The 26,307-nt window shown below is 64.2% G+C and carries 23 protein-coding genes and 1 other RNA gene; 12 read left to right on the top strand and 12 right to left on the bottom strand.

Annotated features, from left to right (window positions below; all coding sequences use genetic code 11):
- Positions 1–48 precede the first annotated feature (48 nt).
- From JQ628_RS27785 to JQ628_RS27770, 4 genes are all read right to left on the bottom strand, one after another.
- Positions 49–1,614, bottom strand: coding sequence for a tripartite tricarboxylate transporter permease (locus tag JQ628_RS27785; RefSeq protein WP_212227670.1), 1,566 nt, complete (start codon positions 1,612–1,614; stop codon positions 49–51).
- Positions 1,615–1,621: 7 nt separating this feature from the next.
- Positions 1,622–2,122, bottom strand: a complete 501-nt coding sequence (locus JQ628_RS27780; protein ID WP_212227669.1) for a tripartite tricarboxylate transporter TctB family protein — start codon at positions 2,120–2,122, stop codon at positions 1,622–1,624.
- An 83-nt stretch (positions 2,123–2,205) separates the two neighbouring features.
- Positions 2,206–2,739: a chromate transporter gene (locus JQ628_RS27775; RefSeq protein ID WP_212227661.1), complete on the bottom strand. Its 534-nt coding sequence runs from the start codon at positions 2,737–2,739 to the stop codon at positions 2,206–2,208.
- On the bottom strand, positions 2,736–3,344 hold the full coding sequence (locus tag JQ628_RS27770; protein ID WP_212227659.1) for a chromate transporter: 609 nt from the start codon (positions 3,342–3,344) through the stop codon (positions 2,736–2,738). The genes JQ628_RS27775 and JQ628_RS27770 overlap by 4 nt, the downstream gene beginning before the upstream one ends.
- Positions 3,345–3,435: 91 nt before the next feature.
- Here JQ628_RS27770 and ssrA point away from each other — a divergent pair.
- The 5 genes from ssrA (at position 3,436) to JQ628_RS27745 (ending at position 6,675) form a co-directional block, all read left to right on the top strand.
- Positions 3,436–3,796, top strand: a transfer-messenger RNA (tmRNA) gene (gene ssrA, locus JQ628_RS27765).
- A 154-nt stretch (positions 3,797–3,950) separates the two neighbouring features.
- Positions 3,951–4,460, top strand: a complete 510-nt coding sequence (locus JQ628_RS27760; protein ID WP_212227657.1) for an SspB family protein — start codon at positions 3,951–3,953, stop codon at positions 4,458–4,460.
- Between the two features lie 67 nt (positions 4,461–4,527).
- Positions 4,528–5,943, top strand: a complete 1,416-nt coding sequence (gene fumC / locus JQ628_RS27755; protein WP_212227656.1) for a class II fumarate hydratase — start codon at positions 4,528–4,530, stop codon at positions 5,941–5,943.
- A 277-nt stretch (positions 5,944–6,220) separates the two neighbouring features.
- On the top strand, positions 6,221–6,409 hold the full coding sequence (locus JQ628_RS27750) for a DUF4169 family protein (RefSeq protein ID WP_212227827.1): 189 nt from the start codon (positions 6,221–6,223) through the stop codon (positions 6,407–6,409).
- Complete coding sequence (locus tag JQ628_RS27745; RefSeq protein ID WP_212227654.1) at positions 6,406–6,675, top strand: ribbon-helix-helix domain-containing protein; 270 nt, start codon at positions 6,406–6,408, stop codon at positions 6,673–6,675. Before JQ628_RS27750 ends, JQ628_RS27745 begins: the two co-directional genes overlap by 4 nt.
- 56 nt (positions 6,676–6,731) lie before the next feature.
- Here JQ628_RS27745 and JQ628_RS27740 read toward each other — a convergent pair whose 3' ends face one another.
- On the bottom strand, positions 6,732–7,313 hold the full coding sequence (locus JQ628_RS27740) for a tetratricopeptide repeat protein (protein ID WP_212227652.1): 582 nt from the start codon (positions 7,311–7,313) through the stop codon (positions 6,732–6,734).
- 174 nt (positions 7,314–7,487) lie between these two features.
- On the opposite strand from JQ628_RS27740, the gene JQ628_RS27735 reads away from it, so the two are divergent.
- The 4 genes from JQ628_RS27735 (at position 7,488) to JQ628_RS27720 (ending at position 12,151) form a co-directional block, all read left to right on the top strand.
- Entirely contained in the window at positions 7,488–7,763 is a 276-nt protein-coding gene (locus JQ628_RS27735) for a FeoA family protein (protein ID WP_212227644.1), read from the top strand.
- A gap of 20 nt (positions 7,764–7,783) precedes the next feature.
- Positions 7,784–9,655 (top strand): ferrous iron transporter B, encoded by a 1,872-nt coding sequence (gene feoB, locus JQ628_RS27730; protein WP_212227643.1) that lies wholly within the window; start codon positions 7,784–7,786, stop codon positions 9,653–9,655.
- A 257-nt stretch (positions 9,656–9,912) separates the two neighbouring features.
- Positions 9,913–11,487: an ABC-F family ATP-binding cassette domain-containing protein gene (locus tag JQ628_RS27725; RefSeq protein ID WP_212227641.1), complete on the top strand. Its 1,575-nt coding sequence runs from the start codon at positions 9,913–9,915 to the stop codon at positions 11,485–11,487.
- 145 nt (positions 11,488–11,632) lie between these two features.
- The gene (locus JQ628_RS27720; protein WP_212227639.1) at positions 11,633–12,151 is read left to right on the top strand and encodes a hypothetical protein; all 519 of its coding nucleotides are present in this window, start codon (positions 11,633–11,635) and stop codon (positions 12,149–12,151) included.
- Between the two features lie 117 nt (positions 12,152–12,268).
- Here the strand turns inward: JQ628_RS27720 and JQ628_RS27715 are convergent, their stop codons facing one another.
- On the bottom strand, positions 12,269–15,949 hold the full coding sequence (locus JQ628_RS27715; protein ID WP_212227637.1) for an AsmA family protein: 3,681 nt from the start codon (positions 15,947–15,949) through the stop codon (positions 12,269–12,271).
- A 310-nt stretch (positions 15,950–16,259) separates the two neighbouring features.
- The gene (locus JQ628_RS27710; protein ID WP_212227635.1) at positions 16,260–17,492 is read right to left on the bottom strand and encodes a cytochrome P450; all 1,233 of its coding nucleotides are present in this window, start codon (positions 17,490–17,492) and stop codon (positions 16,260–16,262) included.
- Between the two features lie 90 nt (positions 17,493–17,582).
- On the opposite strand from JQ628_RS27710, the gene JQ628_RS27705 reads away from it, so the two are divergent.
- Together JQ628_RS27705 and JQ628_RS27700 are read left to right on the top strand one after the other, a co-directional pair.
- Complete coding sequence (locus JQ628_RS27705; RefSeq protein ID WP_212227633.1) at positions 17,583–18,194, top strand: TetR/AcrR family transcriptional regulator; 612 nt, start codon at positions 17,583–17,585, stop codon at positions 18,192–18,194.
- A gap of 225 nt (positions 18,195–18,419) precedes the next feature.
- Complete coding sequence (locus JQ628_RS27700) at positions 18,420–19,670, top strand: serine hydrolase domain-containing protein (RefSeq protein WP_212227631.1); 1,251 nt, start codon at positions 18,420–18,422, stop codon at positions 19,668–19,670.
- 40 nt (positions 19,671–19,710) lie between these two features.
- Here the strand turns inward: JQ628_RS27700 and JQ628_RS27695 are convergent, their stop codons facing one another.
- The 5 genes from JQ628_RS27695 to JQ628_RS27675 form a co-directional block, all read right to left on the bottom strand.
- A complete protein-coding gene (locus JQ628_RS27695) occupies positions 19,711–20,517 on the bottom strand; it encodes a substrate-binding periplasmic protein (protein ID WP_212227629.1) in 807 nt (268 codons plus the stop codon).
- Positions 20,510–20,869 carry a c-type cytochrome gene (locus JQ628_RS27690; RefSeq protein WP_212227627.1) on the bottom strand — a complete coding sequence of 120 codons (360 nt, stop codon included), beginning with the start codon at positions 20,867–20,869 and terminating at the stop codon, positions 20,510–20,512. The genes JQ628_RS27695 and JQ628_RS27690 overlap by 8 nt, the downstream gene beginning before the upstream one ends.
- A 64-nt stretch (positions 20,870–20,933) precedes the next feature.
- Positions 20,934–22,673, bottom strand: coding sequence for a pyrroloquinoline quinone-dependent dehydrogenase (locus tag JQ628_RS27685; protein ID WP_212227625.1), 1,740 nt, complete (start codon positions 22,671–22,673; stop codon positions 20,934–20,936).
- A 453-nt stretch (positions 22,674–23,126) separates the two neighbouring features.
- Positions 23,127–24,353: an MFS transporter gene (locus tag JQ628_RS27680; protein ID WP_212227825.1), complete on the bottom strand. Its 1,227-nt coding sequence runs from the start codon at positions 24,351–24,353 to the stop codon at positions 23,127–23,129.
- Between the two features lie 53 nt (positions 24,354–24,406).
- Complete coding sequence (locus JQ628_RS27675; protein WP_212227623.1) at positions 24,407–25,402, bottom strand: hydroxyacid dehydrogenase; 996 nt, start codon at positions 25,400–25,402, stop codon at positions 24,407–24,409.
- A 234-nt stretch (positions 25,403–25,636) separates the two neighbouring features.
- On the opposite strand from JQ628_RS27675, the gene JQ628_RS27670 reads away from it, so the two are divergent.
- Positions 25,637–26,290, top strand: a complete 654-nt coding sequence (locus tag JQ628_RS27670; protein ID WP_212227621.1) for a glutathione S-transferase family protein — start codon at positions 25,637–25,639, stop codon at positions 26,288–26,290.
- The last annotated feature ends 17 nt before the right edge of the window (positions 26,291–26,307 follow it).

Genomic DNA, 26,307 nt, shown 5'->3' with positions numbered 1-26,307 from the left:
TCGATTCGACTTCGGGCTGCGGCGACCCGACGCAGGTCAATTCCCAGGCTAGTTTTCGGACTCGACGAACACCTCGTCGCGTTTCGCACGGAGCGTCGGTAGCACCGCCAGTACCAGCAGGAATGCCGCGATGGCGAGCAGCACCGCCGACAGCGGCCGGGTGAGGAAGACCGACCAGTCGCCGCGCGAGATCAGCAGCGCGCGCCGCAGGTTTTCTTCCATCAGCGGACCGAGCACCATTCCGAGCAACAGCGGCGCCGGCTCGAAATCGTGCTTGATCAGCCAGTAGCCGACCAGCCCGAACACACCGGCGAGGATCACGTCGACCGGCGCATTGTTCACCGAATAGATGCCGATGGAGCAGAACACCACGATCGAGGGGAACATCAGCCGGTAGGGCACGCGCAGCAGGCGCACCCAGATGCCGACCAGCGGCAGGTTGATGACCAGCAACATGAGGTTGCCGACCCACATCGAGGCGATCATGCCCCAGACCAGCTCGGGTTGCTTCTGCATCACCTGCGGGCCCGGCACGATGCCGTGGATCGTCATGGCGCCGACCATCAGCGCCATCACCGCATTCGGCGGAATGCCGAGCGTTAGCAGCGGAATGAACGAGGTCTGCGCCGCGGCATTGTTGGCGCTTTCCGGCGCCGCGACGCCTTCGATCGCGCCGCGGCCGAACCGCTGCGGCGTCCTCGACACCTTCTTTTCCAGCGTATAGGCGGCGAAGGATGCGATGACAGCACCGCCGCCCGGCAGAATGCCGAGGATCGATCCCAGCACCGTGCCGCGTCCCACGGCCGGGGCCGCAGCCTTGAGATCGTCCTTGGTCGGCATCAGGCCCGTGACCTTCTGCTGAACCAGTTGGCGGTCACTCTCACCGCCAGTATCGAGATTGCGGATGATCTCGGCAAAGCCGAACAGCCCCATCGCGACGGTGGCAAAGCCAAGGCCGTCCGCCAGCTCGGGAATGTTGAAGGCCATGCGCGAGGCGCCGGTTTCGATGTCGGAGCCGACCATCGACAGGAGCAGACCGAGCACGATCATCGCGATCGCCTTCAGCACCGAGCCCTTGGCCAGCACCACGGCGAAGATCAGGCCGAGCACCATCAGCGAGAAATATTCGGCCGGACCAAAGGCCAGCGCGATCTTGGTCAAGGGCGCGCCGAGCAGCGCGATCAGCACGGTGGCGACACAGCCGGCAAAGAACGAGCCAATCGCGGCGATCGCCAGTGCCGGGCCCGCCCGGCCCTGCTTGGCCATCTGGAAGCCGTCGAGTGCGGTCACCACGGAACCGGCTTCACCGGGGATGTTGACCAGGATCGAGGTGGTCGAGCCGCCGTACTGGGCGCCGTAGTAGATGCCGGCAAGCATGATCAGCGCGCCGACGGGCGGCAGACCAAAGGTGATCGGCAGCAGCATGGCGACGGTGGCAATGGTGCCGATGCCCGGCAGCACGCCGACCAGCGTGCCGACCAACGCACCGATCAGGCACAACAGGATGTTGACGGGTATCGGGATCGACATGCCGCCGAGAAAAGGCGGAGCCCATTGCACGAAGTTGAATACGACGCCGAAACCGAGAGCAAGATTTGATAATACGTCTCCCATCGCGCCCTCACCGGATCATGAATTTCGGCACCATCTGCAAGGGCAGACCGAGTGCGTAGGGGAAAAGAAGGGCGCAGAAAGCCGTCAGACAAACGGCGACGATGACCGTCTCTTTCCATTTGGTTTCGGGGGTACCCATCGCCGCGATCATGAAGCTTGCAAAGGCGGTGAAGATCAGTCCCATCGGACGGATCATAAACGCAAAGAAGAGAATTGCCGCCGACACGAACAGCGGACCGCGCCAGTGATACGTTGAAACATGCGGGCCGTCGGACGTGACGCCCACAACCATCACCGCAAGCCCCAGTCCAAGCAGCAGGAAAGCAAACATGCGGGGCGCGGTGCCGGCGCCGAACGAAAATCCACGCATGCCTTGCAGGTCGCTCGATGCCCATAGCGCGAACAGCGCAAGCGCGACCAGCGCCAGTCCGCCGATGAAATCCTGCGGCGCACGAACCCATTTCGGCATGATCGATTTGACCGGCGCATGGCCCGGCGCGTTACTCATCGACTCCCTCCCCATACAAAGCTTCTGGCCGCTCTATGGATGGCGGTTGATAGGTGATCCCAACCCCTGCCTAGCCATTTTCGTCAGACAACGCCAGCAAAACCCAAAATGCCTCCGGCCGCTAGCATCCAGAACGGGTTAAGCTTTGTACCAAAGGCGAATGCGGCGGCGCCAAGCGTGACCAGGACAGCCACCCAGCTTCCGTCCGAGCTCCCGGCCAGAATCAGCGCGCTGGCGCCCATCAGGCCGATCGAAAGTGGAACCAGAGCGGCCTGGATCAGTGCTGGCCAGCGCGAGGCGCCGGACCGCGCCATGAGGCCGCTCACATAATAGGCAAGCACGGCTGTCGGCCCGCACATCGCCAATGTGGCTGCCAGCGCGCCCAAAACGCCCGCCACGGAATAGCCGATCAGGGTCACGATCAGCACATTCGGGCCCGGCGAGAGCTGCGAGATCGCGAACACATCGGCGAACTGTGTTTCGCTCATCCAGTGATGGACATCGACCACGACCCGGTGCATTTCGGGAATGGCCGAGTTGGCGCCGCCAACCGCAAACAGCGACATCAAGCCGAAAGTCCAGACCAGTGTCGCGATCGGATTGGCCGGCTCGTTCATGACGGCACCCGTTGGCGAACAAGATAGGTGATGAGAAGGCTGAGCGGGACCGCCACCAGCAGCACCGCCGGCAAGGGCAGCCGCAGCCATCCGATCGCGATGAAAACAGCGGCCAGGATGATCATCCCGGCGGCGTCGCGCTTCCTGACAAGCGGCATCATCATGCGCAGCACGACTGCGATCAGAAGGCCCACCGCCGCGCAGGACACTCCGGTAAGGATACGCCGCAGCGCGTCGACCTCGCCGTAACGTGCATAGATTGCGGCAAGGATGGTGGCGATCACCATGGGAGGCCCGACCAGCCCGGCAAAGGCCGCAAGCCCGCCCAAAATTCCGCCAAAGCGCGCCCCGAACACCACCGAAAGGTTGACGATGTTCGGCCCCGGCAGGAAATGGCACAGCGCAAAGGTCTCGTTGAATTCCTCCGCGGTCATCCAGCGGTGCTGGTCGACGATGCCGCGCCTTGCCCAGACCAAAACCCCGCCGAATCCGGCCAGCGACATCTTCGCGAACGCCAAAAACAGCTCCAGGAGGCCGGGCTGAACAGGATGCGGTGTGGGAATATCCGGCCCAGGGGCGGCGGCCGGCGAAGAATCCAGAGGCATGACACCAAAACTAGAACGCCGTTTTTTTGCCAGCGCCAAGCCAATTCGGCGTGTTCCAAGGCTTGTTCCACGGCAAAATGCGCCAAAAGCGGCTCTGTTTTTCTCAATCTTTGCAGCCTATATTGAGGGTGCCGGTTCGCCGGCTATGGAAATAAATGGCCGTCGCAATAAACCATTCGGACCCGGGGGCGGTACCCGGCGCCTCCACCCAAGCCCACCCTTCGAAAGCGGCGGGTTTCGGCGGGGGCGAAACAGGATCGACGAGGGCGTAAAGGGCGTGTTTTTTCCCGGTATTGTTCCGCCGTTATCGGGCTATTGCAATAGTTGCCAACGACAACTTTGCTCCGGTTGCTCAGGCTGCGTAACGCAGTTTGAAAGACCAACTTAAAGTCCTGACGGGTTAAGCTCCGTCAGGCGGGGTTCGGAGGCACCTGGCAACAGAAGCCTCCACTTAATTCCGTTCATCTTCCGGATCTTGCTGGAGCGGCCTTGCCTGCTGCAATTTCCATCGATATCGCCTGCTGACCTCGCCTTGCGGCCGGAGTAGCATGCACGTCAAAGGGGCGAGTCGGACGACCGGCCGCAACACCAGTCCAAGGGAATAACATGCCGACCGATCACATCCGATACGACGTGCTGGCGCGCGATGCGCTGCGCGGAGTGCTGCGCCGCGTGCTGAGCGACGCCGCCGAGCACGGCCTGCCCGGCGAGCATCATTTCTTCATCACCTTCATGTCGAAGGCCGACGGCGTGAAGCTGTCGCCGCGGCTGCTGGCGCAATATCCGGAAGAAATGACCATCATCCTCCAACACCAGTTCTGGGACCTGGCGGTGACCGAGGACCGTTTTGAGGTCGGCCTGTCGTTCGGCGGCATCCCCGAGCGGCTGGTGGTGCCGTTCGCCGCGATCAAGAGCTTTTTCGATCCGTCCGTGCAGTTCGGCCTTCAGTTCGAACCCTCCGAAGCCGCAAGCGAAACGCCGGCCGCGACCAAGCTGCCCGCGGTAGCGCCGGCCGCAGCCTTGCCGGTTTCCGCGCCGGCCGCGGAACAGGAGGAGCCAGCCAAGACGGGTGATGGCGCCGAAGTGGTGCGGCTGGACCGTTTTCGTAAGAAATAATCCAAACACAGCGCCTTACTGACGCTGTAGAATCCGTTTCGCACTCACGCGTAACGGAAGTTTTCTCATGTCCTCGTCAGCAGCCTCTTCGAAGAACGCCACCCGCACCGAGACCGACAGTTTCGGTCCGATCGAAGTGCCAGCCGACCGCTATTGGGGCGCGCAGACCGAACGTTCCAGGCAGAATTTCAAGATCGGCAAGGACCGCATGCCGATGCCGATCGTGCATGCACTCGGCATCGTCAAGCTGGCGGCGGCCCAGACCAATCGCGAGCTCGGCCTGCTCGATGCACGCCGCGCCGATGCTATCACGAAAGCCGCGTGCGAAGTGGTCGAGGGCAAACTCGACGATCATTTTCCTCTGGTGGTGTGGCAGACCGGCTCGGGCACGCAGACCAACATGAACCTCAACGAGGTGATCGCCAACCGCGCCAACGAGTTGCTCGGCGGCAAGCTCGGCGCCAAGGAACCGGTTCATCCCAACGATCACGTCAACATGAGCCAGTCGTCGAACGATTCGTTCCCGACCGCGATGCATATCGCCGCGGCCAGCCGCATCCTCGCCGATCTCGTTCCCGCGCTGACGCAATTGCATGACGAACTGCGCAAGAAGGAGCAGGCGTTCGCCAGGATCGTCAAGATCGGGCGCACCCACACGCAGGATGCGACGCCGCTGACGCTGGGCCAGGAATTTTCCGGCTACGCCGCGCAGGTGGAAAGCGGCATCGCCCGGCTGCACACGGCGGTGAAAGACACCTACCCGCTGGCGCAGGGCGGCACCGCGGTCGGCACCGGGCTCAACTCGAAGCCGGAATTTGCCGAAGCATTCGCAAAGCACGTCGCGAAAATCACCAGCCTGCCGTTCACCAGCGCCAGGAACAAGTTCGAGGCGCTCGCTTCCAACGATGCTTATGTGCTGGTGCACGGCGCGATCAATTCGGTGGCGACCGGGCTGTTCAAGATCGCCAACGACATCCGCCTGCTCGGCTCCGGTCCGCGCTCGGGCCTCGGCGAATTGATCCTGCCCGAGAACGAGCCGGGCTCGTCGATCATGCCGGGCAAGGTCAACCCGACCCAATGCGAAGCCATGACCATGGTGTGCTGCCAGGTGTTCGGCAATCACACCGCGATCACCGTGGCGGGCAGCCAGGGGCATTTCGAGCTGAACGTCTACAAGCCGGTGTTGGCATATTGTATGATGCATTCCATTCAATTGCTGTCCGATGCCGCGCGTTCGTTCACCGAGCACTGCGTGAGCGGGATACGCGCCGACGAGAAGCGTATCAGCGATTTGATGCAGCGTTCACTGATGCTGGTGACGGCGCTCGCGCCGAAAATCGGCTACGACAATGCCGCAAAAGTCGCCAAGTCGGCACATGCGCACGGCACGACGCTGAAGGAAGAAGCGCTGCGACTCGGATTCGTTTCAGAGGCGGAATTCGACCGCCTGGTGCAGCCGGACAAAATGACACACCCCGGCTGAGTGACCACGCAACGACCCGAAAAATTGCGGAGCGTTGTTATAATTATAGATCATAACACCTAAAGGCGGAGGCTGATCGGCTATCCGCATCTCAGCTCTGCGTGATACAGCATAAAAAAAATAGTTTTCGCAGAGCGAAACTGTTTTTTTGATGCTATCAGAGGGCAATACAAGGGGATTCCTGGATGGCAATCGAGTCCATTTGCGCGGCGCAGTTTTCGTTCCTATTTTCATCACTGGTTATCGCACCTTGCCATCTTTGATCTTGGAGACGGGCATGGGGGACGTGGTCAATTTGAATCGTTTCAGGAAGCGCGCCGAGAAAGAACAATCGGCGCGGCAGGCTGACGCCAATCGCGCGAAGTTCGGCCGCAGCAAGTCCGAGCGCACATCGGAGCAGAAGCGCAAGGATCGCGCCACCGGTTTGCTCGATCAACATCGGCTCGACGGCGGAGAGGCGTCATGAAGTCTCCTGTCGTCAAACGTTCGATCGTCGTCGCCGGCCACAAGACCAGCGTCAGCCTCGAAGAGGCGTTCTGGAACGGCATGAAGGAAATTTCCGGCATGCGCGACATGACGCTGTCCGAGCTCGTCGGCGAGATCGACAGCAATCGTCAGCAAGGCAATTTGTCGTCGGCAATTCGCCTGTTCGTGCTCGACTATTTCCGCACCCGCGCGGCGAATGCTCCCGCATCCCCGACGCCCGCGCAGGAAACGCGGCCGCAGGCCTGACCCGCCCACGCGAACATGGGCGCTTCGCGATGAAGCGCCCGCTGCTTCCTTTGAGCTCAGTATACGAGGCCGCTGCCCGGAGGCTGTTCGAGCGCGGCCGCCAGCGATTTGTATTCGTCGCAGGCCGTGCCGCAGATCGCCGCGATCCGGCTCAGGTGATATTGCGCGGAATCGCGGTTGCCCTGCTCGACCTGCCACAGGCCGTAATATTGCCAGGTCCGAACGTGGTTCGGATCTGACTTCAGCGCGCGCTCGTACCAGGCTTGCGACAGCTTGTAGTCGCCGAGCTTGCGGTAGGAATAGCCGATCAGGTTGGCGACATCGGCGATATCGTCGCGGCCGAGCGCCTTGAGCTGGCCGATCGCGGCGGCGTAATCGTTACGCTGATAGATCGTCGCATAGGCCGCGCGATATCCGTCGGCAAACGAGGAATCCTCGAGCCCGGACTGCTTTTGCGGCTTCTTCTTGCCCTTCTGGCTGGAGCGGCCGGCGGGAGCCGGCTGGCTTTGCGACGGCGGCGGGTTGGCCGACGGCGGATCGCCGCCTCCGCCGGCGGCAAAGGCCGGAATGGCCGCTGGCGGAGCCATCCACGCGATCGAGAGCAATGCCGGAATCAACAGCTTCGCGAGAGAGGCCATGCGAATCTCCGTGCTTGCGCCCCGAATGCAAAAACCCCGGCATGCCGATGACATTCCCGCAATTTTCCAGGGCCGACGGCCGGCGGCGCGGCGATACTTACAATCGTTCTAAGGTAACGCCCTAGTTCATCAGCCGCGCTTGACCTGCCAAGGCACGATTTGAAATGACAGGTCATGACCGATGCAAACGATACTCAACAGCAATTTCCGCTCGGATTGGCCAGCCGCGGCTTCGCCGGCGTGATTCATCGCATTGCCGCCGCTGATGCAGGTTCCGCCCTGCCCGACGTCGAGCTCGAGAGCCGGCTGATCGAGATGGGCTTTGTCGAGGGCGCGCAGGTGGAAGTGCTGCACGAGGGCGCTGTCGGCCGCGATCCGATTGCGGTCCGCGTTCAAAACATCACCGTCGCGCTCCGCCGCCGCGAGGCGATGGCGGTCATCGTCGTATAGAGGCTGCCGGACATCGCCCCATGGAAGCTCCGCTGATGAATCTAGCCCTGGTTGGCACGCCAAACAGCGGAAAAACCTCGCTGTTCAACGCGCTGACCGGCAGCCGGCAAAAGGTCGCCAACTATCCCGGCGTCACCGTGGAGCGCAAACAGGGTTTTTTCGTCACCCCGACGGGGCGCCAGGTCTCGGTGGTCGATCTGCCCGGCACCTATTCGCTGCGCGGCCGCAGCCCGGATGAGGAGATCACGCGCGACATGGTGCTCGGCCGCGCGCCGGGCGAAGTGCCGCCGGATCTCGTGCTGTGCGTTGCCGATAGCACCAATCTGCGGCTGACCATCCGTCTGTTGCTGGAACTGAAGAACACCGGCCGTCCGCTGGCGCTGGTGCTCAACATGTTCGACATCGCAACACGGCGCGGCGTCAGCGTGGACGTGCCAAAACTGTCCGAGGCGCTCGGCATTCCCGTGGTCACCTCGATCGCCGTGCGCAAGGGCGGCACCGCTGACCTGCTGAAACTGACCGACGAGATCGCGGCAAAGGAAGCGGCCCCGCCGCAGCCAAATCAGTGGCAGCCGCTGACGGTGGCGCAATTGCGCGCTACCCAGCGCGAGGCCGACCGCATCATTGCCTCCGCCGTCAGCCTGCCGACGCGGCCGGACACCTGGACGGCACGGATCGACGCCGTGGTGCTGCATCCCGTGTGGGGCCTTCTGGTGCTGGCGCTGATCCTGTTCGTGATGTTCCAGGCGGTGTTCGCCTGGGCATCGCCGGTGATGGAGCTGCTGTCGTCCTCCTTCGGCGCGCTCGGGCAGTTCATCCACGACACCCTGCCCGACGGCCTGTTCCAGAGCTTTCTGCAAAACGGCCTGATCGCCGGCGTCGGCAGCGTGGTGGTGTTCCTGCCGCAGATCATCCTGATCTTCCTGTTCATCCTGCTGCTGGAAGACTTTGGCTACATGGCGCGCGCGGCGTTCCTGATGGACCGCATCATGGGCGGCGCGGGCCTGCACGGCCGCGCCTTCATTCCGCTGCTGTCGAGCTTTGCCTGCGCCATTCCCGGCATCATGGCGACGCGCGTGATCGACAATCGCCGCGACCGCCTCACCACCATCCTGATCGCACCGCTGATGACCTGCTCGGCGCGCATTCCCGTCTACACGCTGATCATCTCGGCCTTCATCCCCGACCAGAAGGTCTGGGGCTTTATCAACCTCCAGGGCCTCGTGATGTTCGGGCTCTATGCCGCCGGCATCGCCAGCGCCCTCGGCATGTCGTTCCTGATCAAGTTCTTCATGCTGCGCGACTACCAGCCGGCGCCGTTCATGCTGGAACTGCCCGATTACAAGCTGCCGCGGCTGCGCAGCATCGCGATCGGCATCTACACGCGGGCGCTGATGTTCCTCCAGCGCGCCGGCACCACGATCCTGTCGATGATGGTGCTGATCTGGTTCCTGGCGTCATTCCCGCAAGCACCCGCCGGCGCGACTGAACCTGCCATCGACTACAGCATCGCCGCCTGGCTCGGCAAAACCCTGGAGCCGCTGCTGGCGCCGCTCGGCTTCAACTGGCAGATCGCGGTCGCGCTGATCCCCGGCATGGCGGCGCGCGAAGTCGCGGTCGGCGCGCTCGGCACGGTCTACTCGATCGAGGGCGGCAAGGAAGCCGCCGAGCAGATCGGGCAGATGCTGGCGACCAAATGGAGTCTGGCCACCGCGCTGTCGCTGCTGGTCTGGTACATCTTCGCTCCGCAATGCGCCTCCACGCTCGCCGTGATCCGCCGCGAGACCGGCGGCTGGCGATGGATGTGGGCGACGTTCTTCTACATGCTGACGCTGGCCTATCTTGCCAGCCTTGTGACCTACCAGATCGCGTTCGCGCTCGGCGCCGGGTAGCCGAAACCAAAATCTGCAAAACAACCCCATGCACAGTAGAACACGCCTCCGGCCGGCCGTCGCTCGGAGTCGCTGGCCTGAGCCGAAAAAGATGCATCGTTACCTCACTTAGCTGAAGTCAGCCCGACGAGTTCCGACTTGCACCCTCCCCGCAGGGCTTCTATGTAAGCCGTCCGAATCCTCTGACCCCATGGAGCCCGAAATGGATTTCGCCTCGCTCACTGCGCCGCGATTCCCCTCCATCTCGGAAGTTCTCCATGACCGCATTGGTTATTCTGGATTCGATCTCCCTCTCTACGCCTGACGGACGCCCCCTCTTCGACGGACTGACGCTTGCGCTCGGACGCGAGCGGACTGGCGTTGTCGGTCGCAACGGCTGCGGCAAGTCGACCCTGTTGCGGCTGCTCGCCGGCGAGGTCGAACCGGCCACCGGTTCGATGCATCGCGCCGGATCGATCGGCGTGCTTGCGCAACTGGCCGATGAACGCCTCACGGTCGCGCAGGCGCTCGGTGTCACCGAGCGCCTCGCCCGGCTGCGCCGGCTCGAACGCGGCGAAGGCTCGCTCGCCGATGCTGATGACGCCGACTGGACGCTGGAAAGCCGCATCGAGCAGGCGCTGACCGAGACCGGCCTGCCCGCTTTGCCGCTGGACCGGCCGGTCGCTTCGCTCAGCGGCGGCGAGCGGACGCGCGTTGCGCTGGCGCGGCTATTGATCGAGGCGCCGAACCTGTTGCTGCTCGACGAGCCCACCAACAATCTCGACGCCGACGGCCGCGAGGCGGTCGCGCAATTGCTGGCGCGCTGGCAAGGCGGCTGCGTGGTCGCAAGCCACGACCGCGTGCTGCTGGAGCAGGTCGACCGCATCGTCGAGCTCACGCCGGTCGGCGTCACCATCTTCGGCGGCGCATGGCCGGCATTCGCCGAAGCGCGCGACGCCGCACGCGAGCGCGCTGAAGCCGATCTCGACCGCGCGGCTGATGCGCTGCGCAACACCGAACGCGCGGCACAGAAAGCCAAGGAGAAGAAGGCGCGGCGCGACAAGGCCGGCCGCGCCTATGCGGCGAGCGGCAGCCATGACACGCTGCTGCTGGGCGCCATGAAGCAGCGCGCCGAGAACAGCGGCGCGCGCGAAAACCGCATCGCCGAGCGGCTGATCGGCGACCGCACCGACGCGCTGGCGGAAGCGCACGCCCGCGTCGAGATATTGACGCCGCTGTCGATCAACCTGCCGAAGGCGAATTTGCCCGGAAGCCGCGAACTGATCGCCTTCGACGAGGTGGTGATGGCGCATGCCGACCGCCGGCTGTTCGGCCCGCTATCGTTCGTGGTGCGCGGCCCCGAGCGCATCGCGATCCGCGGCGCCAATGGTTCGGGAAAAACCACCCTGCTCCGCCTGATCACCGGCGAGCTTGCGCCTGTTGCGGGAGATGTTCGCCGCCTCACGGATCGGATCGCCCTGCTCGACCAGCACGTCAGTCTGCTCGATCCCGCCTCAAGCATTCTCGACAACATGCGGCGGCTGAACGGAGATTTGACGGACAATGAAGCATATGCCGCACTGGCGCGCTTCGCTTTCCGCAACAGGGCCGCGCTGCAAGTCGCCGGCACGCTGAGCGGCGGCGAGCGGCTGCGCGCGGGCATGGCCTGCGTGTTCGCGCGCGCGCAGCCGCCGCTGCTGTTGCTGCTGGACGAGCCGACCAACCATCTCGACCTCGCATCGATCGAGGAGCTAGAAGATGCGCTGAACGGATTCGACGGCGCGCTGATCGTGGTCAGCCATGATCAGGCGTTTCTGCGGGCGATCGGGATTGATCGGGAGATGGTGCTGTAGCGAACCGGTGGTCGCAGAACTGGGCCGTTCGCACAGAAGGGCCCACTAAGGGCCAGATGCGGCGGATAAGCGTGCGTTCTAGTCGTCCTGGTGGCATCCTGATAGGCCAATGCTCTGGCAGCAGGCTTCGGAAAGGAGCTACGACGTGGCCCACTGGCTTGCCCGCATGTTTTCGCTGATCATTTTAGCTGCCCCGGCGATGTATTTTGCGGCGGTGGTCCTGTCAGCATTTATGCCAAGTCCAGAAGGGACTTGGGGGCTCACTACCGAACGCACGCTTGCTGTGCTCACCTACACCTCAATCCTGGCCGCTTCTGTCGCAGCCATCGGCCTAGCCTTCACCATCCTGCTTGGCTGGTCCACAGCGCCGTTGACCATGAAGCGTAGAAATATCATTGCGATGGCGATTGGAATATTCTTCTCGATGATCTTGCTCGCGATAGCGTGGCAAATGCCCGGCGGTATCTTGGATTTTTTGCAAGCACCAGGCATCATCGCGATAATGCTATTGTTTGGTCCCCATGGGCCGGTCTCTTCCGACATCTTGGCGCTGGCCATAGCAGGCGCTGTTAATGCAATCGCCTACGGCCTTCTTGCTTTGGCACTTGCTGTAATTTTTGACAATTCAAACAGAGATACTTCTCGACGACCTGATGTCCGTTAAGTGTCAAAGCTGCCGGCCGCTATTCGCGGAACAATTCGCATCGACTGTCCAACTCAGTTATCTGAAGCTGAGTTTCTTCATCACACGTGACGCGCGTGGCAGCACCAAGGGCATGCTCTAATTCTGCACCGGCGCCGGCGGGCGCGGCGGGACCTGCGGCGTCAGTGCCAGCGGTGGCGGCGGCGGTTTTGGTCTTGGCTTTGCCAGGACGCCCGGCGCGGGCCGCACCTCGATCGGCGGTGGTAACGGCGCGGCCTGGGCGGCGGCGGGTGGCGGCGCGGGCTGACGCGGAGGGGCCGCCTGCTGCTGCGGTGTGGGCGCTTGCGCTGCGGGCGGGCGTGGACCGGCCTTGGCCTTTGGCGGCGGCGTGCGGCGGGGCGGCACCGGCACCTGCGGCGGCGCCGGACTCGGCGGCGGAGCGATGTCCTGCGCAGCTTCGGCGGGAATCGAAATCGGCGCCGGCGGGGGCGGCGGCGGCTCGCCACGCTCGATGGCATCCAGCCGGCGGGTTTCGTGATCGATCGTGCGCACGGCGAGCCACGACGACAAGGCGGCAATATCGACGCTGCGGGTCATCGCATCGGGCGTGCCGGCCGCGAACAACTGGATCTCGGGACGGCCGCTCACCGCCAGCGGCATCGTCAGCGCGAGCGTGGCGCGGATGTCGGCCTGATCGGCCGGAATGTCGTAGCCGCCGGAGATGACCGCGCGCACGCCCTGCGCATCGATCGTGGTGGGGCTGACCCGCATCCGCCCGTCGCGAATGCTGAAGGGAATTTGAGCGGAGACCACCGCGAGCGCGCCAGCCGACAGTGCCGGCTCCACGACCTGCTTGAGCCGCGCATCGTCCCGGGCCTGGCCGCTGTCGCTGGCGCGCACCGCGACCTCGAACGCGCGCGGATTGAGGCCGGCGAATTTGGCCGATTCCAGCGTCACCGTGCCGCTGCCGGCGAGCGCGCCGACCAGCGCGGAAGCGCTGCGGCCCTGGCTGGTCAGCGTCATCTCCAGCGAGGCACGGCCGGCCGGCATCTCCAGCGCGCGATAGCGCAGCACGCTGGCGTCGACGCCGGAAAGCTGTAGGCGTGCATTGAGCGAGATGCCGTTGCCGCCGGGCCTTGCATCGATGCTCCCGCTCAGATCGCCGCCGCCGATCCTGCCCTTGATATCGTCGAACGTCACCGACTGGCCGTCGGCCTTCACCGTGCCGCCGATCTGCTGCAACTCGATGCCGCCCGGCATCACGCCGCGCAAGGCCTGGAATGCGACGCGGCCGCGCCAACCCTTGACCAGCCCGGCGCGGAGCGGCTCGGCCGGGTCACCGGCCGCGCCGATCGCCAGCGCGAAGGTCGGCTCCAGCGCCAGCATATCGAGGCCGACCTCGCCCTCGACCGCCTTGTCCTCGTCGAGCGTCAGCGCCAGGTGCCCGCGCAGGCGCGAACCGTCAATGCTGCTGTCGAGATCATCGAACGTCCATTTGTTGCCCGCGACGGTGAGGCGTGACGTCAGGCCGATATTTTGCGCGAGCTTGTCCGCGGGGTTGAGATCGAGCAGCGGCGCAAGATTGATGCCGCCGATCTTCAGGTTCAGGCTGGCCTTGGATTCCTTCGCCCAAGGCTCGGCCGTTCCTTCCGCTTCGGCGTTGAGACCCGTGCCCGACAGCCTTGCCTTCAGACGCACCGGCGCACCCCAGGCGCCGCTCGCGGCACCTTCGAATTGTCCGGCTCCCTCTCCCACCGCGATGGCGCGGTCAAGACCGAGCAGGGCCAGCAGCGCGCGGCCCTGTTGCGACGACATCTTCGATTCTATCGCCATTTCGCTGCGCTTGATCGCCTCGATGTCGATGCCGTTGATCGCCGCAACCGGCGGCCTAGCGGTGAGCGTGGTGACGCCTTTCAACTGCGGCGCGTCGAGATCGAGCACGGCGCGCGCGCTGGCGCGATCGGATTGGCCTGCGGCCTTATCGAGATCGATGGAAAGTTTTGCACGTGCCGGGCCGGAGGCGGTCCCCATCGCATTGAACCGCGCGACAAGCGATGGCGAAAACGGCGCGATCGCCGCCGTGAGCTGGTTGAACGAGGCGGCGCTGGAAGCGAGCGCCAGCTTGCCGGTGGCATTGGCCCGGTCGAAGCTGCCGCTGCCCTCGATCGTCACGCCGTCGGGCTGGCCGATCTTCAGCCGATCCAGCGAAATCGTCTTCTCGTTGTATCCCAGCGTTGCCATCAGCGGCCGCAATTCCTGTCCGGCGGAGATCGCGCGGCCGACATTGAGCGATAGCGACGCCTCCTGCGGCCACTCGGCCTGCGGACCCGCCAGCGACCGCAGAAAGGCGGTGGCCGCGTCGAGGTCGAGCCGCTCGGCCCTGAGATCGGCATCGACCCGCGACCCCGTTGCTTGCGGATGCGACACCGCGATCCGCCCTTCGACCGCGCCGCCGTCAAGCTCGGCCTTCATGCCGTCGATCGAAAAACTGTCCGAGGCGACGCTGACGTCACCGCGCAGGCGCAGCGGCTTCTGGCTGCGGTAGGCAAGATCGCTGCGGCCCTGTAGCCATATCATCAGCGAATCCGGCTCGGCCGAGTCGATGCTGAGCGCGGCCTTGAAATTGTCGGGCGAAGCGCTTTGCCCGCTCGCGCCGCTCAGCGACATCCTTGTCGTCCCCGGCGCGCGAAATTCCAGCCGGCGGATGCTCCAGTCGCCGGCGCCGGCATAAAGCCCGGCGACGACATCCTGGATCGGGCGCCCGCCAAGCATGATCTGCTCGGAGGAGAATTCGAGCTGGGTCGGGATCGGCGCCGGCGGCATGCCGGCGAGCAGCGCGCGCATCGCGGGCAGGACGCGCACGGGCTCTGCCGCGTTATCTTTCGCGGCAAACCGGTCGGCATCGAGCTGCCGGGCCGTCAGCGAGGCGCGCAGCAGGGGCGAGGTACCGAACACGGCGTCGCCGACGCCGGTGAAACGCAGCGCGCGATCCTCGGGGCCGTAGTTCACCTCGATCTGGTCGAGCCGGGCGCTGGCGTAGTCACCCTTGACCTTCGATACGATCTTCCACGGCATCGCCACGCCCTTTGCGGCGGCCGGCGCTGATAGCGTGGCGGTGCCATCAAAGCTGGGGGCGCGTTGATCGAAGGTCAGCACGCCCTCAAGATCGAGCGCCAGGGGACGCTGGGCCGGATCGATGCTGAGACGGAGGCGGGTGCCGTTGCCGTCCTGGGTCTGGCCGGAAGATACCCGGAACGGGTAGCGCACGCCCTGCACCATGAAATTGCCGTCGCCACGGATCGATCCAGCGAGCGAGCGCACGTCACCGGAGAATGCAATGTCGCTCAGCTCGAGCGTTGTGCGGCTTGCCGCATCATGCAGCGCGATGCGGCCAGTGAGGTTCACCCGGTCGATCGCCAGCGATCCCAGATTGCCCGACCCGGTCGAGGCCGGCCAGTCGATGCGGCCTTTGGGATCGAGACCAAGGTCGAGCGAAAGGCCGTTGACAGTCAGTTCGGTAGCGCGCACCTCGCCGCGCATCAGCGATCCCAGGCTGAACTCGACGTCGAGCTTCTCGGCGCGCACCTTGCCGAGGTCGTTGGCCCCGCCGACGGTCACCGAGGCCAGTTGCAGCGACGGCGCCGGCAAAAGACGCGCGTCGAGCTTGCCGGACACGCGCACGGGCGCACCGACGATCCGGGTCGCCTCAGCCTCGAACTGCGGACGAAACTGGTTCCAGTCGATGAAATACGGGCCGATCAGCGCGGCCAGCAGCGCGATAATGAAGGCGATCGCCAATCCGAGCAGCGTCGTCTGCACGGTGTCTCCTCTAGGGTGCGCCCGGTGACGGCCGCACCCACCAAAGCCCGGCGCCGGAACACCCGGAATATAGAGACAAGTATGGCGAAGTCACAGCGGCATCGCTGCCGGACTCGCCTCCGATCAATCAAAACTTGCCCGACTGCATCCTTCGAGACGCGGCCAAGCGGCCGCTCCTCAGGATGAGGTCTCGGGGTGTGGCCAACGCCATGGATGAGGCCAACACCGCTGCAAGACCCTCATGGTGAGGAGCGCGGCAACGCCGCGCGTCTCGAACCACGAGGCCCGGATAGCGCCTCTTGCCCGAGTATCACCAGCTCGCCGGCAGGCGCTTCAGGCCGCGGAGCACGAAGGTGGGCCGCCATTCCGGGTTTTCCGCGTCATCCAGCCGCAGGTCCGGAATCCGGCGCAGCAGGGTGTTGATCGCGACCTCCGCCTCGATACGGGCGAGCTGGGCGCCGAGGCAGAAATGGATACCGCCGCCGAACGAGAGCGGCTTGACGTTCGGCCGGGTGATGTCCAGCCGCTCGGGGTGATCGGGATAGACTGACGGGTCGTGGTTGGCTGAGCCGAGCAGGCACAGCACGGACTCGCCCTTGGGGATGGGCTTTCCGCCGAGGTCCTCGATGTCCTCCAGCGTGACCCGGCCGGTCATCTGCACCGAGGAGTCGTAACGCAGGAATTCCTCGATCGCGTTGGTGATCAGTTCCGGCTTCGCCTTGAGCAGCGCCAGCTGATCCGGATTGCGGAACAGCGCCAGCAGGCCGTTGCCGATCAAATTGACTGTGGTCTCGTGGCCGGCACCGAACAGCAGGATGATGTTGGCGTAGAGTTCGTCGTTAGAGAGCTTGTCGCCGGCTTCCTCGGCGTGGAGCAATTGCGTGGTGAGATCGTCGCCCGGGTTCTTGCGGCGGATGTCGAACAGCTGATCAAAATACATCTTGATCATCGCCTGGCCGGCATTGCTCTGCTTGATTTCCTCCGGCGTCATCGGCACCGGCTCGAGGATGCGTCCGCTGTTGCGCGCGCCGGTGTAGAACATCTCGCGATGCTCCATCGGGATGCCGAGCATGTCGCAGATCACCGTGACCGGCAGGCGATAGGCAAAATCCTCGATCAGGTCCATCTTCCCTTGCGGGATGATGCGGTCGAGATTTTCGTCGACGATGCGCTGGATCTGCGGGCGCATGTCCTCGACCCGGCGCGCGGTGAACGCCTTCGCCACCAGTCCGCGCAGGCGGGTGTGATCGGGCGGATCCTGCTGTAGCATCGTCAGCGCAAAATTGCGGAACACCGGCTCCTTCATGACGTCGGGGCCGTATCGCCGCTTGATGCGCTCGGGATAGTCCTTGCCGAAACGCTTGTCGCGCAGCACCACCGTGATGTCGGCATGGCGGCTTGCCAGATACATGCCGTGCTGGGTCAGGTGGATCGGGTCGGTGGCGCGCAGCCGCTCATAATGCGGATAGGGGTTGCGGATGAATTCCGGCGACAGCGGATCGAACAGCGGCGTGCTGGTCGCAGTCTGAACATGCTCGTTCATGGGTCCCTCGTCTGCTTGCCCGCCCCGGAATTGTTATGCGCAACTCGATACATTGTTGTATCGAGTTGCATTCTGCCCTAAACTGCGCCGATGTCAAGAGTCAGAACCCGACCGACCCGCGACGACACCCGCGACAAGCTGTTCGAGGCGGCGGCAGCCGTATTCGAGGAACAGGGCATCAACGCGGCCAGCATCGAGGCGATCGCGGCGGCGGCTGGTTTCACGCGCGGGGCGTTCTATTCGAACTTCGCCAGCAAGGACGAACTGATCATCGCCATGCTGGAAGATCATGTCGAGCAGTTGGTCAGGCGCAACCTCGACCTTCTTGCGAAGCACCAGGATCTCCAGGATTTCATGGATGCGTACCGCAACATGGAGCGTGGGGGAGATCCGCTCGGCCGCTCTCCCCTGCTGCACATGGAAATGATCCTGTTCGTGGCGCGTGCCGAAAAGCGGCGGCCGGAACTGGCCAAGCGCCTGCGCGCGCGCCGGCAGATGCTGACGGAGATCGTCACCATCATCTCGAAGCACAGCGGCAAGAACTTCAAACGGCCGGAATGGGTGGCAGCCATCCTGCTGGCACTGGAGGACGGCTTCCGCCTGCATCGGCTGATCGATCCCGAGACCACGCCATCCGACAGCTTCCTGCGCGCGTTCAACGATCTACAGGATGCGATCGGCGATGCGTTCGACCTGAAGTAAGGCGCCGGATTCAATCTCCCACTTTTGTTTCACCCGCCGAGACCCGCGGCTGGCGTGGGCAACGCACGATCGCACTGGAATCCGGGACTCAACAAATTGCGGGTGCTAGTGTCACGGCGCGACAGGCCGATGTGGCAACGCCGTTTCTTGTCGTCATCGAGCCGGAGTCGAATAAAAAATCAGCCTCGGGGCAACACCCGGGCCGTATACGACAGGGAGGCTTCGATGTATCGAAAGACATTCCTCAACAAAACAGTCTTCACGGCAGGTATAATGATTGCTGCATTGATCGACACGGCGAGCGCGCAAACTTCACCTGCCGGCACGGCGCTCGACGCGAACCTGAAGGCAGCGGTCGAACGCAAGGACGTGCCGGGCGTCGTTACGCTGGTCACCGATCGCGACCGCGTGCTCTATCAGAGCGCCTTCGGCGTGGCCGATGTCGCAACCGGGCGTCCCGTCGCTGCCGACTCGCTGTTTCGTATTGCCTCGATGACCAAGCCGGTCACGTCGGTGGCGTTGATGCAACTGGTCGAACAGGGTCGCATCGGTCTCGATGACCCCGCCGAGAAATATCTGCCCGAGCTGGCCGGACTGAAGGTGTTCGTATCGTTCGATGCGAAGACCGGAGAGTATCAGCTGCGTCCGGCATCGAAGCCGCCGACGGTGCGGCATTTCCTCACGCATACGTCTGGCCTCGCCTATCCCTTCACCAGCGAGACCTGGCGCGATTTCAAGCCGAAGGCGGGCGAGACCTATCCGTTCGGCGGGCCGCTGCTGTTCGATCCCGGCGAGCGCTGGCACTACAGCACTTCTACCGATGTTTGCGGCAAGCTGGTCGAGGCAGTGTCGGGGCAGAAGCTGGAGGAGTATTTCCGCCAGCACATCTTCGCGCCGCTGAAGATGGACGATACCTCCTACAACGTGCCGGAAGCCAAAGCCGCGCGGCTGGTGGCGCAGCAGCAGCGCGCGGGCGCAAAGATGGACGGCGCCATCGAACTGCAAAATCCGCAGCTCGGGCTCACCATCGCGTCCCCGATCGGCGGCGGCGGCCTCGCTTCCACGGCCAGCGACTATGGGCGCTTCATGCGCATGCTGCTCAATGGCGGCGAGCTTGACGGTGCGCGCGTGCTGAAGGCCGAGACGGTGGCGCTGATGGGCCAGAACCACATCGGCGCGGTCTCCGTCCCCGCGCTGAAATCCGCGCTGCCGCGCAGCGCCGACTTCACCTTCATCGCCGACGGCCGCGACAAATGGGGGCTCGGCTTCCTCATCACGGCCGACCAGCTGCCGGGCAAGCGCTCGCCCGGCAGCCTGAGCTGGGGCGGCATCAACAACACGTTTTTCTGGATCGATCCCACGCGCGGCATCGCGGGCGTGATCATGATGCAGTACCTGCCGTTTGCCGATGCCAAGGCCCTGGCCGTCTACGACATCTTCGAGCGCGGCACCTACCAGCTCATCGCCGAGCGGTAGCATCTCTTAATCATCCGGCCGGTGCGCAACCGGCCGGACCTCATTGCGGAGGCCGCAGCTCGATGCCGTAGCGCGCATAGATCTTCGCGATCGTGCCGTCGGCCAGCAGCGCCTCGATCGCCGCATCGACGCGCTGGCGCAATTTGTCGTCGGGGCGAAACAGCCCGGCCGCAATATTCCAGTTCAAATCCTGGTCGTTGTCGAACGCCGGAATCAGGCGCAGCGGCTTGTCTGAATGCTGGAGGTTGAACCAGCCGACCGTCATCGGCGTGACCGCGGCGGCCTCGATCTCGCGATTGGCCAGTGCGGCGACAATATCGTCCTCGAACACGAACGGAGACGTGACGATGCCGCCCTTGGCGAGCGTCATGGACACCAGCGAGCCGACCGGCACGCCGACCCGCTGATCGGAACCGAGATTGGCCAGCGACGAGGCCGGCGAATCGCCGCGCACAGCGAGCACGACACCGCTGCGATGATACGGGCGCGACGTTCGCATGGCGCCCGCGGACGGCACATCCTTGCGCGCGATGACGTCGAGCACGAGGTCGCAGTCGGCGCGGCGGTGCTGGATCGCGCTGACCACCCACTCGCGCGTCAGCTTGACGCCGAGTTGCCGGGCGATTTGCTCGCCGAGCTCGATCTGAAATCCCGGCACCGGTCCCGACTTGCTCGCAAACGGCAGCGCGTTGGGGCTGGCGCAGAGCGTCAGCGCGCCGCGTTCGATGACGGTTTCCAGCGAGCGGGCATCCGCCGCCGCGCTCCAGAGCATCAGCAGCGCGAGAGGTGCCGCGTACCGGGCGGAGCGATATCCCGGCTTCCGGGCCGCGGCGAACGCGCTAGTCATCGAGGCCTCGAATGTAAGCCAGGATCGCGATGATCTGGCCGTCACTGAACACCGAGCCATAGGCGGGCATGGCGCCGGTCTTGCCCTTCTTGATGCGCTCGACGATGTATTCGTCGCTGCGCTCGGACTTCGACAGTTTTGGCCCCCGGCCGGCGTGGCGGCCGCCATCCTGGTGACAATAGCCGCAGGTGGTCGCGAACATTTTCCCGCCCTCGATGTCGTTGGGCGAGGCTTCGGCTTGCGGCAGCGGATTGCCGGAGCCGGCTGAACTGGACTGTTGGGCAAAGGCGGCGGTCGGCAGCCCTGACCAGGCGATGGCCAGGGCAGCGACGATTACAGACGTTATTCGCATTCCGGCATCCGTATCCAGCGGCAGGGCGGCAGGGAAAGATCGACCCCTGCCGCCAGTGCCATCATCATTGTCTGAGCGCGAAGACGACCAGCGCACCGGTGTTCTTCGGCATGCTCTTGAAGGGCTCGCCGTAGAGCGCGACAAATTCGTCGGCCACCAGGCTGCCCCAGCCGGCCGGCACGGCGATGTACTGCTTGCCGCCGGCCATGTAGCTGATGATGCCGGCATTGTGCCCCATGCCGTTATTGCGCGACCAGAGCTCTTCGCCGGTGTCGGCATTATAGGCGTGCACGACGCCTTCGGAATCCGGCACGAACACCAGATTGCCCGCGGTGGCGAGCACGCTGGCGAGCGGCGGCTGCTTGTAGGTGACCTCCCACTTCTTGGCGCCGGTGACGGGGTCGCGGGCGCTCAGATGACCGCGGGCCGGTCCATCCGGCGGCGGCACGAATTTGAACGTGGCGCCGATGTTGAGCTGGGCCATCGGCTCCAGGATTGGCGTCGTCTTCTCGACGGTCAATTCCATGCACCATTCCTGCCCGATCCGGTAGAACAGCCCGTTCTTGGGATTGTAGGCACCGGAGTTCCAGCTAATGCCGCCGGCAATCGCCGGGCACAGTGGCGGGTCCACCTTGCCTTCCGAGAGATCGCGGCGACCGATCAGTTCGCCGGTCTTCGGATCGATGCTCTTGACGAAGTTGATGTTCTTCACCAGCGGCCAGACGTTCTCGATCTTGGCGTTGGAACGATCATAGACGAAGACGTATCCGCTCTTGTTGGCGTGCACGACGAGCTTCTTGCCGCCGCGGTCGAGCATGACGAATTCGCCCACGGACGAGTCGAAGTCCCAGGCGTCATGCGGCAGCTCCTGATGGTGGAATTTGAGCTTGCCGGTATCGGGATCGAGCGCAATGACCGATGTCGTGTAGAGATTCTCGCCCGGCCGCGGTCCGCTCTTCTTCCAGTCCGCGCCCGCCCAGTCGTACAGCGGCGCGGGGTTGGCGGTCCCCCACCACACCGTATTGGTTTCCGGGTCATAGGTTCCGGGCATCCAGCCGCCGCCGCCGCCGGTCCGCCAGGAATCGCCGCCCCAGGTCTTCATGGCCTCTTCGGTACCGGCGACCGTGAAGAATTCCCATTTCTTCTGTCCGGTCTTGCCGTCCACGCCGAAGATCGGTCCGCGATGGGGCCATTCGCCGCCCTGGGCGCCGATGATCACCTTGTCCTTGACCACCAGCGGCGCGCCGGTGAAGCCGACGGTCATCCTCTTGGAATCGAGCAGCTTGGTGTCCCATACCGGCTTGCCGGTCTTCAGATCGAGCGCAATCAGGCGCCCGTCGACCGTGCCGACGTAGAGATTGCCGTGTCCGATTGCGATGCCGCGGTTGTAGGGCGAGTGCGTCTGCTTGGCGACGAGCTCCTCGTCGAGCTCCGGCGCATAGGCCCAGATCGTCTTGCCGGTGGCTCCGTCCAGCGCATAGACGCGGCTGTAGGAGCCCGAATAGTACAGCACGCCGTCAAGCGCCAGCGGCGTCGACTGTAAGCCGCGGGTGGCGCGCTCCGGAAAATGCAGCCACGCGACTTCGAGATTCTTGACGTTGCCGGTGTTGATCTGGTCGAGGCCGCTGTAGTGGTAGGATTTGTAGGTGCCGTGATAGGTCGGCCAGTCGTTCTGGGCCGCCTCGGCATTCAGGGCTGCGTCTTGCGGCTGCGTTGGCGCTTGAGCGTGCGTCGGCGAAGCCGCGAACAGGGCGGCAACGGCCAGCGCGGCGCAGCCGGCGAGATATCGTTCATGGCAAGTCATCGTATCCTCCCTTTGTCGTCTGTTTATTGGGTCGAATTTTCGTCGCGACCCTTGCAGGCATGTTTGGGGTCAACGCCTCATAAGAGTTCGAGTTGGATTGCATGAACCGGCGGAACTGCCGTGGTGAAACGACAGCATTCCCTGCCGCCCGAGTGCGAAGCGGACAGAGGTTCGGCCGAAGGATGTTTCGAGAAAAGCGCTGGTTGGTGCATTGCGGCACATGCCGTCATTGCCGGGCTTGCCTGCCCCTTACTGCTCCCGGCGATGTCGGTACGGTGGACCATGACATGTGCCTCGACGCGCACGTCATTAGTTGACCGGATTGTTGTTCTTTTTGTGGAGTGCCGACTTGGCGTGGCAACCTTCGGCTGAAGCTCCCGCTCACTCGTCACCGCATTGCGGGATCGCGGGATCCCGCTCGGCTCTCTCGCCTGCTGCGCGATGCCGCTCGCCTTATCCCTGCGCCATCTTGCCGGCAACCGCGCGCACCTTTCCGGGCGATGCCTGCCAGATCGCGATCGCCGACAGCACGCTCATGGCGATGCCGGCGGCAAAGGCGACGGTGTAATTTCCTGATATGTCGTAGAGAATGCCGGTCGCCCAGGGTCCGGCCGCACCGCCTGCCAATGCCGCCAGCATGATGGTGCCAAAGATGCTGCCGTAATGCTTGCCCTGGAAGATTTCCAGCACCACCGGTCCCATCACCGAGGTGAGGCCGTAGCCCAGCACGCCCTGCGTCACCACCATCAGGTAAACCAGCCAGAGGCTGGGCACGAACTTCAACGCGATCAGTGCCGCAAAGCAGATGGCAAAGCCGGCGCAACTGATGGCCCACACCGCCTCCCGTCCGATGCGGTCGGAGAGATGGCCGAGATAGATCTGGCCGGGAATGCCGAGCAGGCTGACGACGCCGAGTGCCCAGACGCCGACGCTGGAAGAGAAGCCGATGTCGAGCAGGAACTTTGTCTGGTGCACCTGCACCGCGTACCAGATGTACAGGCCGGCGAAATAACCGATGCAGATCCACCAGAACCGCGCGGTGCGCACCGCAAGGCCCAATGTCCATTCGGTATTCGCCCACACGGGATCGACGATATTCGAAACCGGTTTGGCCGACGTCGCCGTCGGCGCGGCGTCGCCGTCCGGCAAGAGGCCGATGTCCTCGGGGCGCTTGTGCAGCAAGAGATTGATCGGCGCCAGCACGACGAAGACGATGATGCCCATGGTCGTGCAGGCGGTGCGCCAGTTGGTCTGTTCGATCATGTGCTGCACCCAGGGCAGCAAGGTCACCGAGCCGATGCCGACGCCGGCAAAGGCAATGCCGATCGCCAGCCCGCGGCGACGGATGAACCAGTTCGGCAAAAACAGCGATTGGCCGGAATAGCCGAGGCAGACGCTGCCGGCGCCGACCAGCACGCCGATGGTCAGGTACAGGTGCCAGGGCTGCGTGGTCAGCGGCGCCAGCAGCAATCCGCTGCCCATCAACAACACGCCAAGCCCCATCACCGCGCGCGGGCCGTGACGGTCCATGATCCTGCCGATCAGCGGGCTCATGAAGCCGGACACCACGAAGCCGAACGAGAACGCGCCGGCGGTGACGCCGCGATCCCAGCCGAACTCGGCAATGATCGGCGGAAAGAACAGCGAGAACGCCGTGCGCGCATTGACGCCGATCGCCATCGTGACGAACACCACGATAACGATCAGCCAGCCATAAAAGAACGGAAGCCGCTTCACGATGTTTCCTTTACCCGCGGACGCCGCGTCCAGTGCTCGGCGTTGACGGCGCCGACGGGCGCTTCGCCCTTGATGATATCAGCGACCTGACGCACGGTTTCGGAGGATTGATGCTCGATCGCCTGCGGCGTCAGCCCGCCGACATGCGGCGTCGCGATCACATTGGGAAGTCTTGCGAGTTCCGGTGACGGCATCTGGTCGAGCGCGCGGCCGACGTCCATCGCCGCTCCGGCGATGCGTTTTTCGCGCAGAGCCGCCGCCAGTGCGGCTTCATCGACCAGATTGCCGCGCGACAGGTTGATGAAGGAGGCGTGCCGCTGCATCCTCGCCAGCGCCGTCTGCCCAACCAGATTTTCCGTCTGCTCGTTGGCGATGGCGAGACAGACGACGTAGTCGGAGTGCGTCAGGAGATCGTCGAGCGGCACATGCCGGATCGCGGCATCGTCGATGGTCACGAAGGGATCGGCGACCAGCACGTCCATGCCCAGTGCTTTCGCCAGGTCGGCGAGATAGCGGCCGATGCTGCCATAGCCGATGATGCCGACGCGGCTGCCGGCGAGCTGCCGTCCCATCACGACTTCGGGCATGCGGCCGGCGTGATAGTCGGCGGTGGCGCGGGACACGCCGCGCGACAGGTCGATCATATAGCCGAGCGCGAGTTCGGCGACCGACTGGACAAATCCGGGGCTTGCCTGCGTCACCAGCACGCCCGCGGCAGACGCCGCCGCGACGTCGATGTTGCGGATATCGACCGCACAGCGCACGAAAGCGCGTAGGGCCGGCAATTTTGCAAAGATCTCGTTCGGTCCCTGCGTCATGCGATCGGCCACGATGATCTCGACGTCGCGCGCAGCTTCGATCAAAGCGGCGGCATCGAGCGCAACCTCCCCTTCGTGCAGCGTGACGTCGGCCACCGCACGCAGCCCGTTCAAGCTGCGCTCGCCATAATAATCGCGGCGCATCTGCGGCGTATGGGCGAGGAGAACTTTCACGGGGAGCGATTTGCCGAAAGGGCGGCAACCAACAGATCGGTTTTCATTTCGCTCCCCGGCAGACATTTTTCTTGGGCCGCCTGCGCAACGCAGCCACGCCGATGACAGTAAGGCGAAACGGAATACCCATGCAAGGGCAGCAGACTTTTGCCTGCTGCCAGTTGCCGCCAGCGCGATGAGCCTGTTGACGCCGCGACGGCATCGGGCAGGCTACAGGTGCGGAGGGATATCAGCATGGCTCGTTACAAACTCTACTGCATCGGCGCTTCCGGAAATTCCTTCAAGGTCGCGCTTTATCTGAATTGTGCAGGCCTCGACTGGATGCCTGTCGGCATCGACTTTGCCGGCGGCGTGCAGCGCGACGCTGACTGGCGCGCCGACGTCAATGCGATGGGTGAAGTGCCCGTGCTGGAAGTCGACGGCAAGCGGATGTCGCAATCAGGCGCGATCCTGATGTGGCTGGCGGAGACCACCGGTCATTTCGCGCCGCGCGACGCCGACGAACGGCAGGAGGCGCTGCGCTGGATCCTGTTCGACAACCACAAATTCACCAACAATCACGCCATCCACCGTTTCCAGAAGTCGTTCACGACGCCGCCACCGCATCCGGCGGTGCTGGCCTTCATGCGCAGCCGCGCGGAAAGCTCGTTCGCGATCGTGGACAAGCATCTCGCCAGCCGTCCCTTCATGCTTGGCGAGCGCCCGACCATCGCCGACTTCTCGCTGGCGGGCTACGTGTTCTATCCGCCGGAAGAGACCGGATTCGATATCGCCAGCGAATATCCGGCGATCCATGCCTGGCGCAGCCGCCTCGCGGCGATGAAGGGTTTTGTGCCGCCGTATGAATTGATGCCGGTCGGCAGCGACCTGCGCGTGGGCAGGACCTGAAGCCCGCTTACCTGTCG

The sequence above is a fragment of the Bradyrhizobium lablabi genome (assembly GCF_018129385.1).
GTDB classification, from domain to species: Bacteria; Pseudomonadota; Alphaproteobacteria; order Rhizobiales; family Xanthobacteraceae; genus Bradyrhizobium; species Bradyrhizobium lablabi_C.
Note: the sequence above shows the minus strand (reverse complement) of the source record. Positions and strands in the feature narration are given on the sequence as shown.

What these genes read in the sequence shown, in the direction of transcription:
- JQ628_RS27725 (WP_212227641.1), top strand. Translation starts at nt 9,913, where the DNA reads ATGACCGCATTGGTTATTCTGGATTCGATCTCCCTCTCTACGCCTGAC.
- feoB (WP_212227643.1), top strand. Translation starts at nt 7,784, where the DNA reads ATGGAAGCTCCGCTGATGAATCTAGCCCTGGTTGGCACGCCAAACAGC.
- JQ628_RS27670 (WP_212227621.1), top strand. Translation starts at nt 25,637, where the DNA reads ATGGCTCGTTACAAACTCTACTGCATCGGCGCTTCCGGAAATTCCTTC.
- fumC (WP_212227656.1), top strand. Translation starts at nt 4,528, where the DNA reads ATGTCCTCGTCAGCAGCCTCTTCGAAGAACGCCACCCGCACCGAGACC.
- JQ628_RS27705 (WP_212227633.1), top strand. Translation starts at nt 17,583, where the DNA reads ATGTCAAGAGTCAGAACCCGACCGACCCGCGACGACACCCGCGACAAG.
- JQ628_RS27780 (WP_212227669.1), bottom strand. Translation starts at nt 2,122, where the DNA reads ATGAGTAACGCGCCGGGCCATGCGCCGGTCAAATCGATCATGCCGAAA.
- JQ628_RS27760 (WP_212227657.1), top strand. Translation starts at nt 3,951, where the DNA reads ATGCCGACCGATCACATCCGATACGACGTGCTGGCGCGCGATGCGCTG.
- JQ628_RS27740 (WP_212227652.1), bottom strand. Translation starts at nt 7,313, where the DNA reads ATGGCCTCTCTCGCGAAGCTGTTGATTCCGGCATTGCTCTCGATCGCG.
- JQ628_RS27770 (WP_212227659.1), bottom strand. Translation starts at nt 3,344, where the DNA reads ATGCCTCTGGATTCTTCGCCGGCCGCCGCCCCTGGGCCGGATATTCCC.
- JQ628_RS27695 (WP_212227629.1), bottom strand. Translation starts at nt 20,517, where the DNA reads ATGACTAGCGCGTTCGCCGCGGCCCGGAAGCCGGGATATCGCTCCGCC.
- JQ628_RS27680 (WP_212227825.1), bottom strand. Translation starts at nt 24,353, where the DNA reads ATGGCGATCGGCGTCAATGCGCGCACGGCGTTCTCGCTGTTCTTTCCG.
- JQ628_RS27685 (WP_212227625.1), bottom strand. Translation starts at nt 22,673, where the DNA reads ATGACTTGCCATGAACGATATCTCGCCGGCTGCGCCGCGCTGGCCGTT.
- JQ628_RS27785 (WP_212227670.1), bottom strand. Translation starts at nt 1,614, where the DNA reads ATGGGAGACGTATTATCAAATCTTGCTCTCGGTTTCGGCGTCGTATTC.
- JQ628_RS27745 (WP_212227654.1), top strand. Translation starts at nt 6,406, where the DNA reads ATGAAGTCTCCTGTCGTCAAACGTTCGATCGTCGTCGCCGGCCACAAG.
- JQ628_RS27750 (WP_212227827.1), top strand. Translation starts at nt 6,221, where the DNA reads ATGGGGGACGTGGTCAATTTGAATCGTTTCAGGAAGCGCGCCGAGAAA.
- JQ628_RS27735 (WP_212227644.1), top strand. Translation starts at nt 7,488, where the DNA reads ATGACCGATGCAAACGATACTCAACAGCAATTTCCGCTCGGATTGGCC.
- JQ628_RS27700 (WP_212227631.1), top strand. Translation starts at nt 18,420, where the DNA reads ATGTATCGAAAGACATTCCTCAACAAAACAGTCTTCACGGCAGGTATA.
- JQ628_RS27690 (WP_212227627.1), bottom strand. Translation starts at nt 20,869, where the DNA reads ATGCGAATAACGTCTGTAATCGTCGCTGCCCTGGCCATCGCCTGGTCA.
- JQ628_RS27775 (WP_212227661.1), bottom strand. Translation starts at nt 2,739, where the DNA reads ATGAACGAGCCGGCCAATCCGATCGCGACACTGGTCTGGACTTTCGGC.
- JQ628_RS27710 (WP_212227635.1), bottom strand. Translation starts at nt 17,492, where the DNA reads ATGAACGAGCATGTTCAGACTGCGACCAGCACGCCGCTGTTCGATCCG.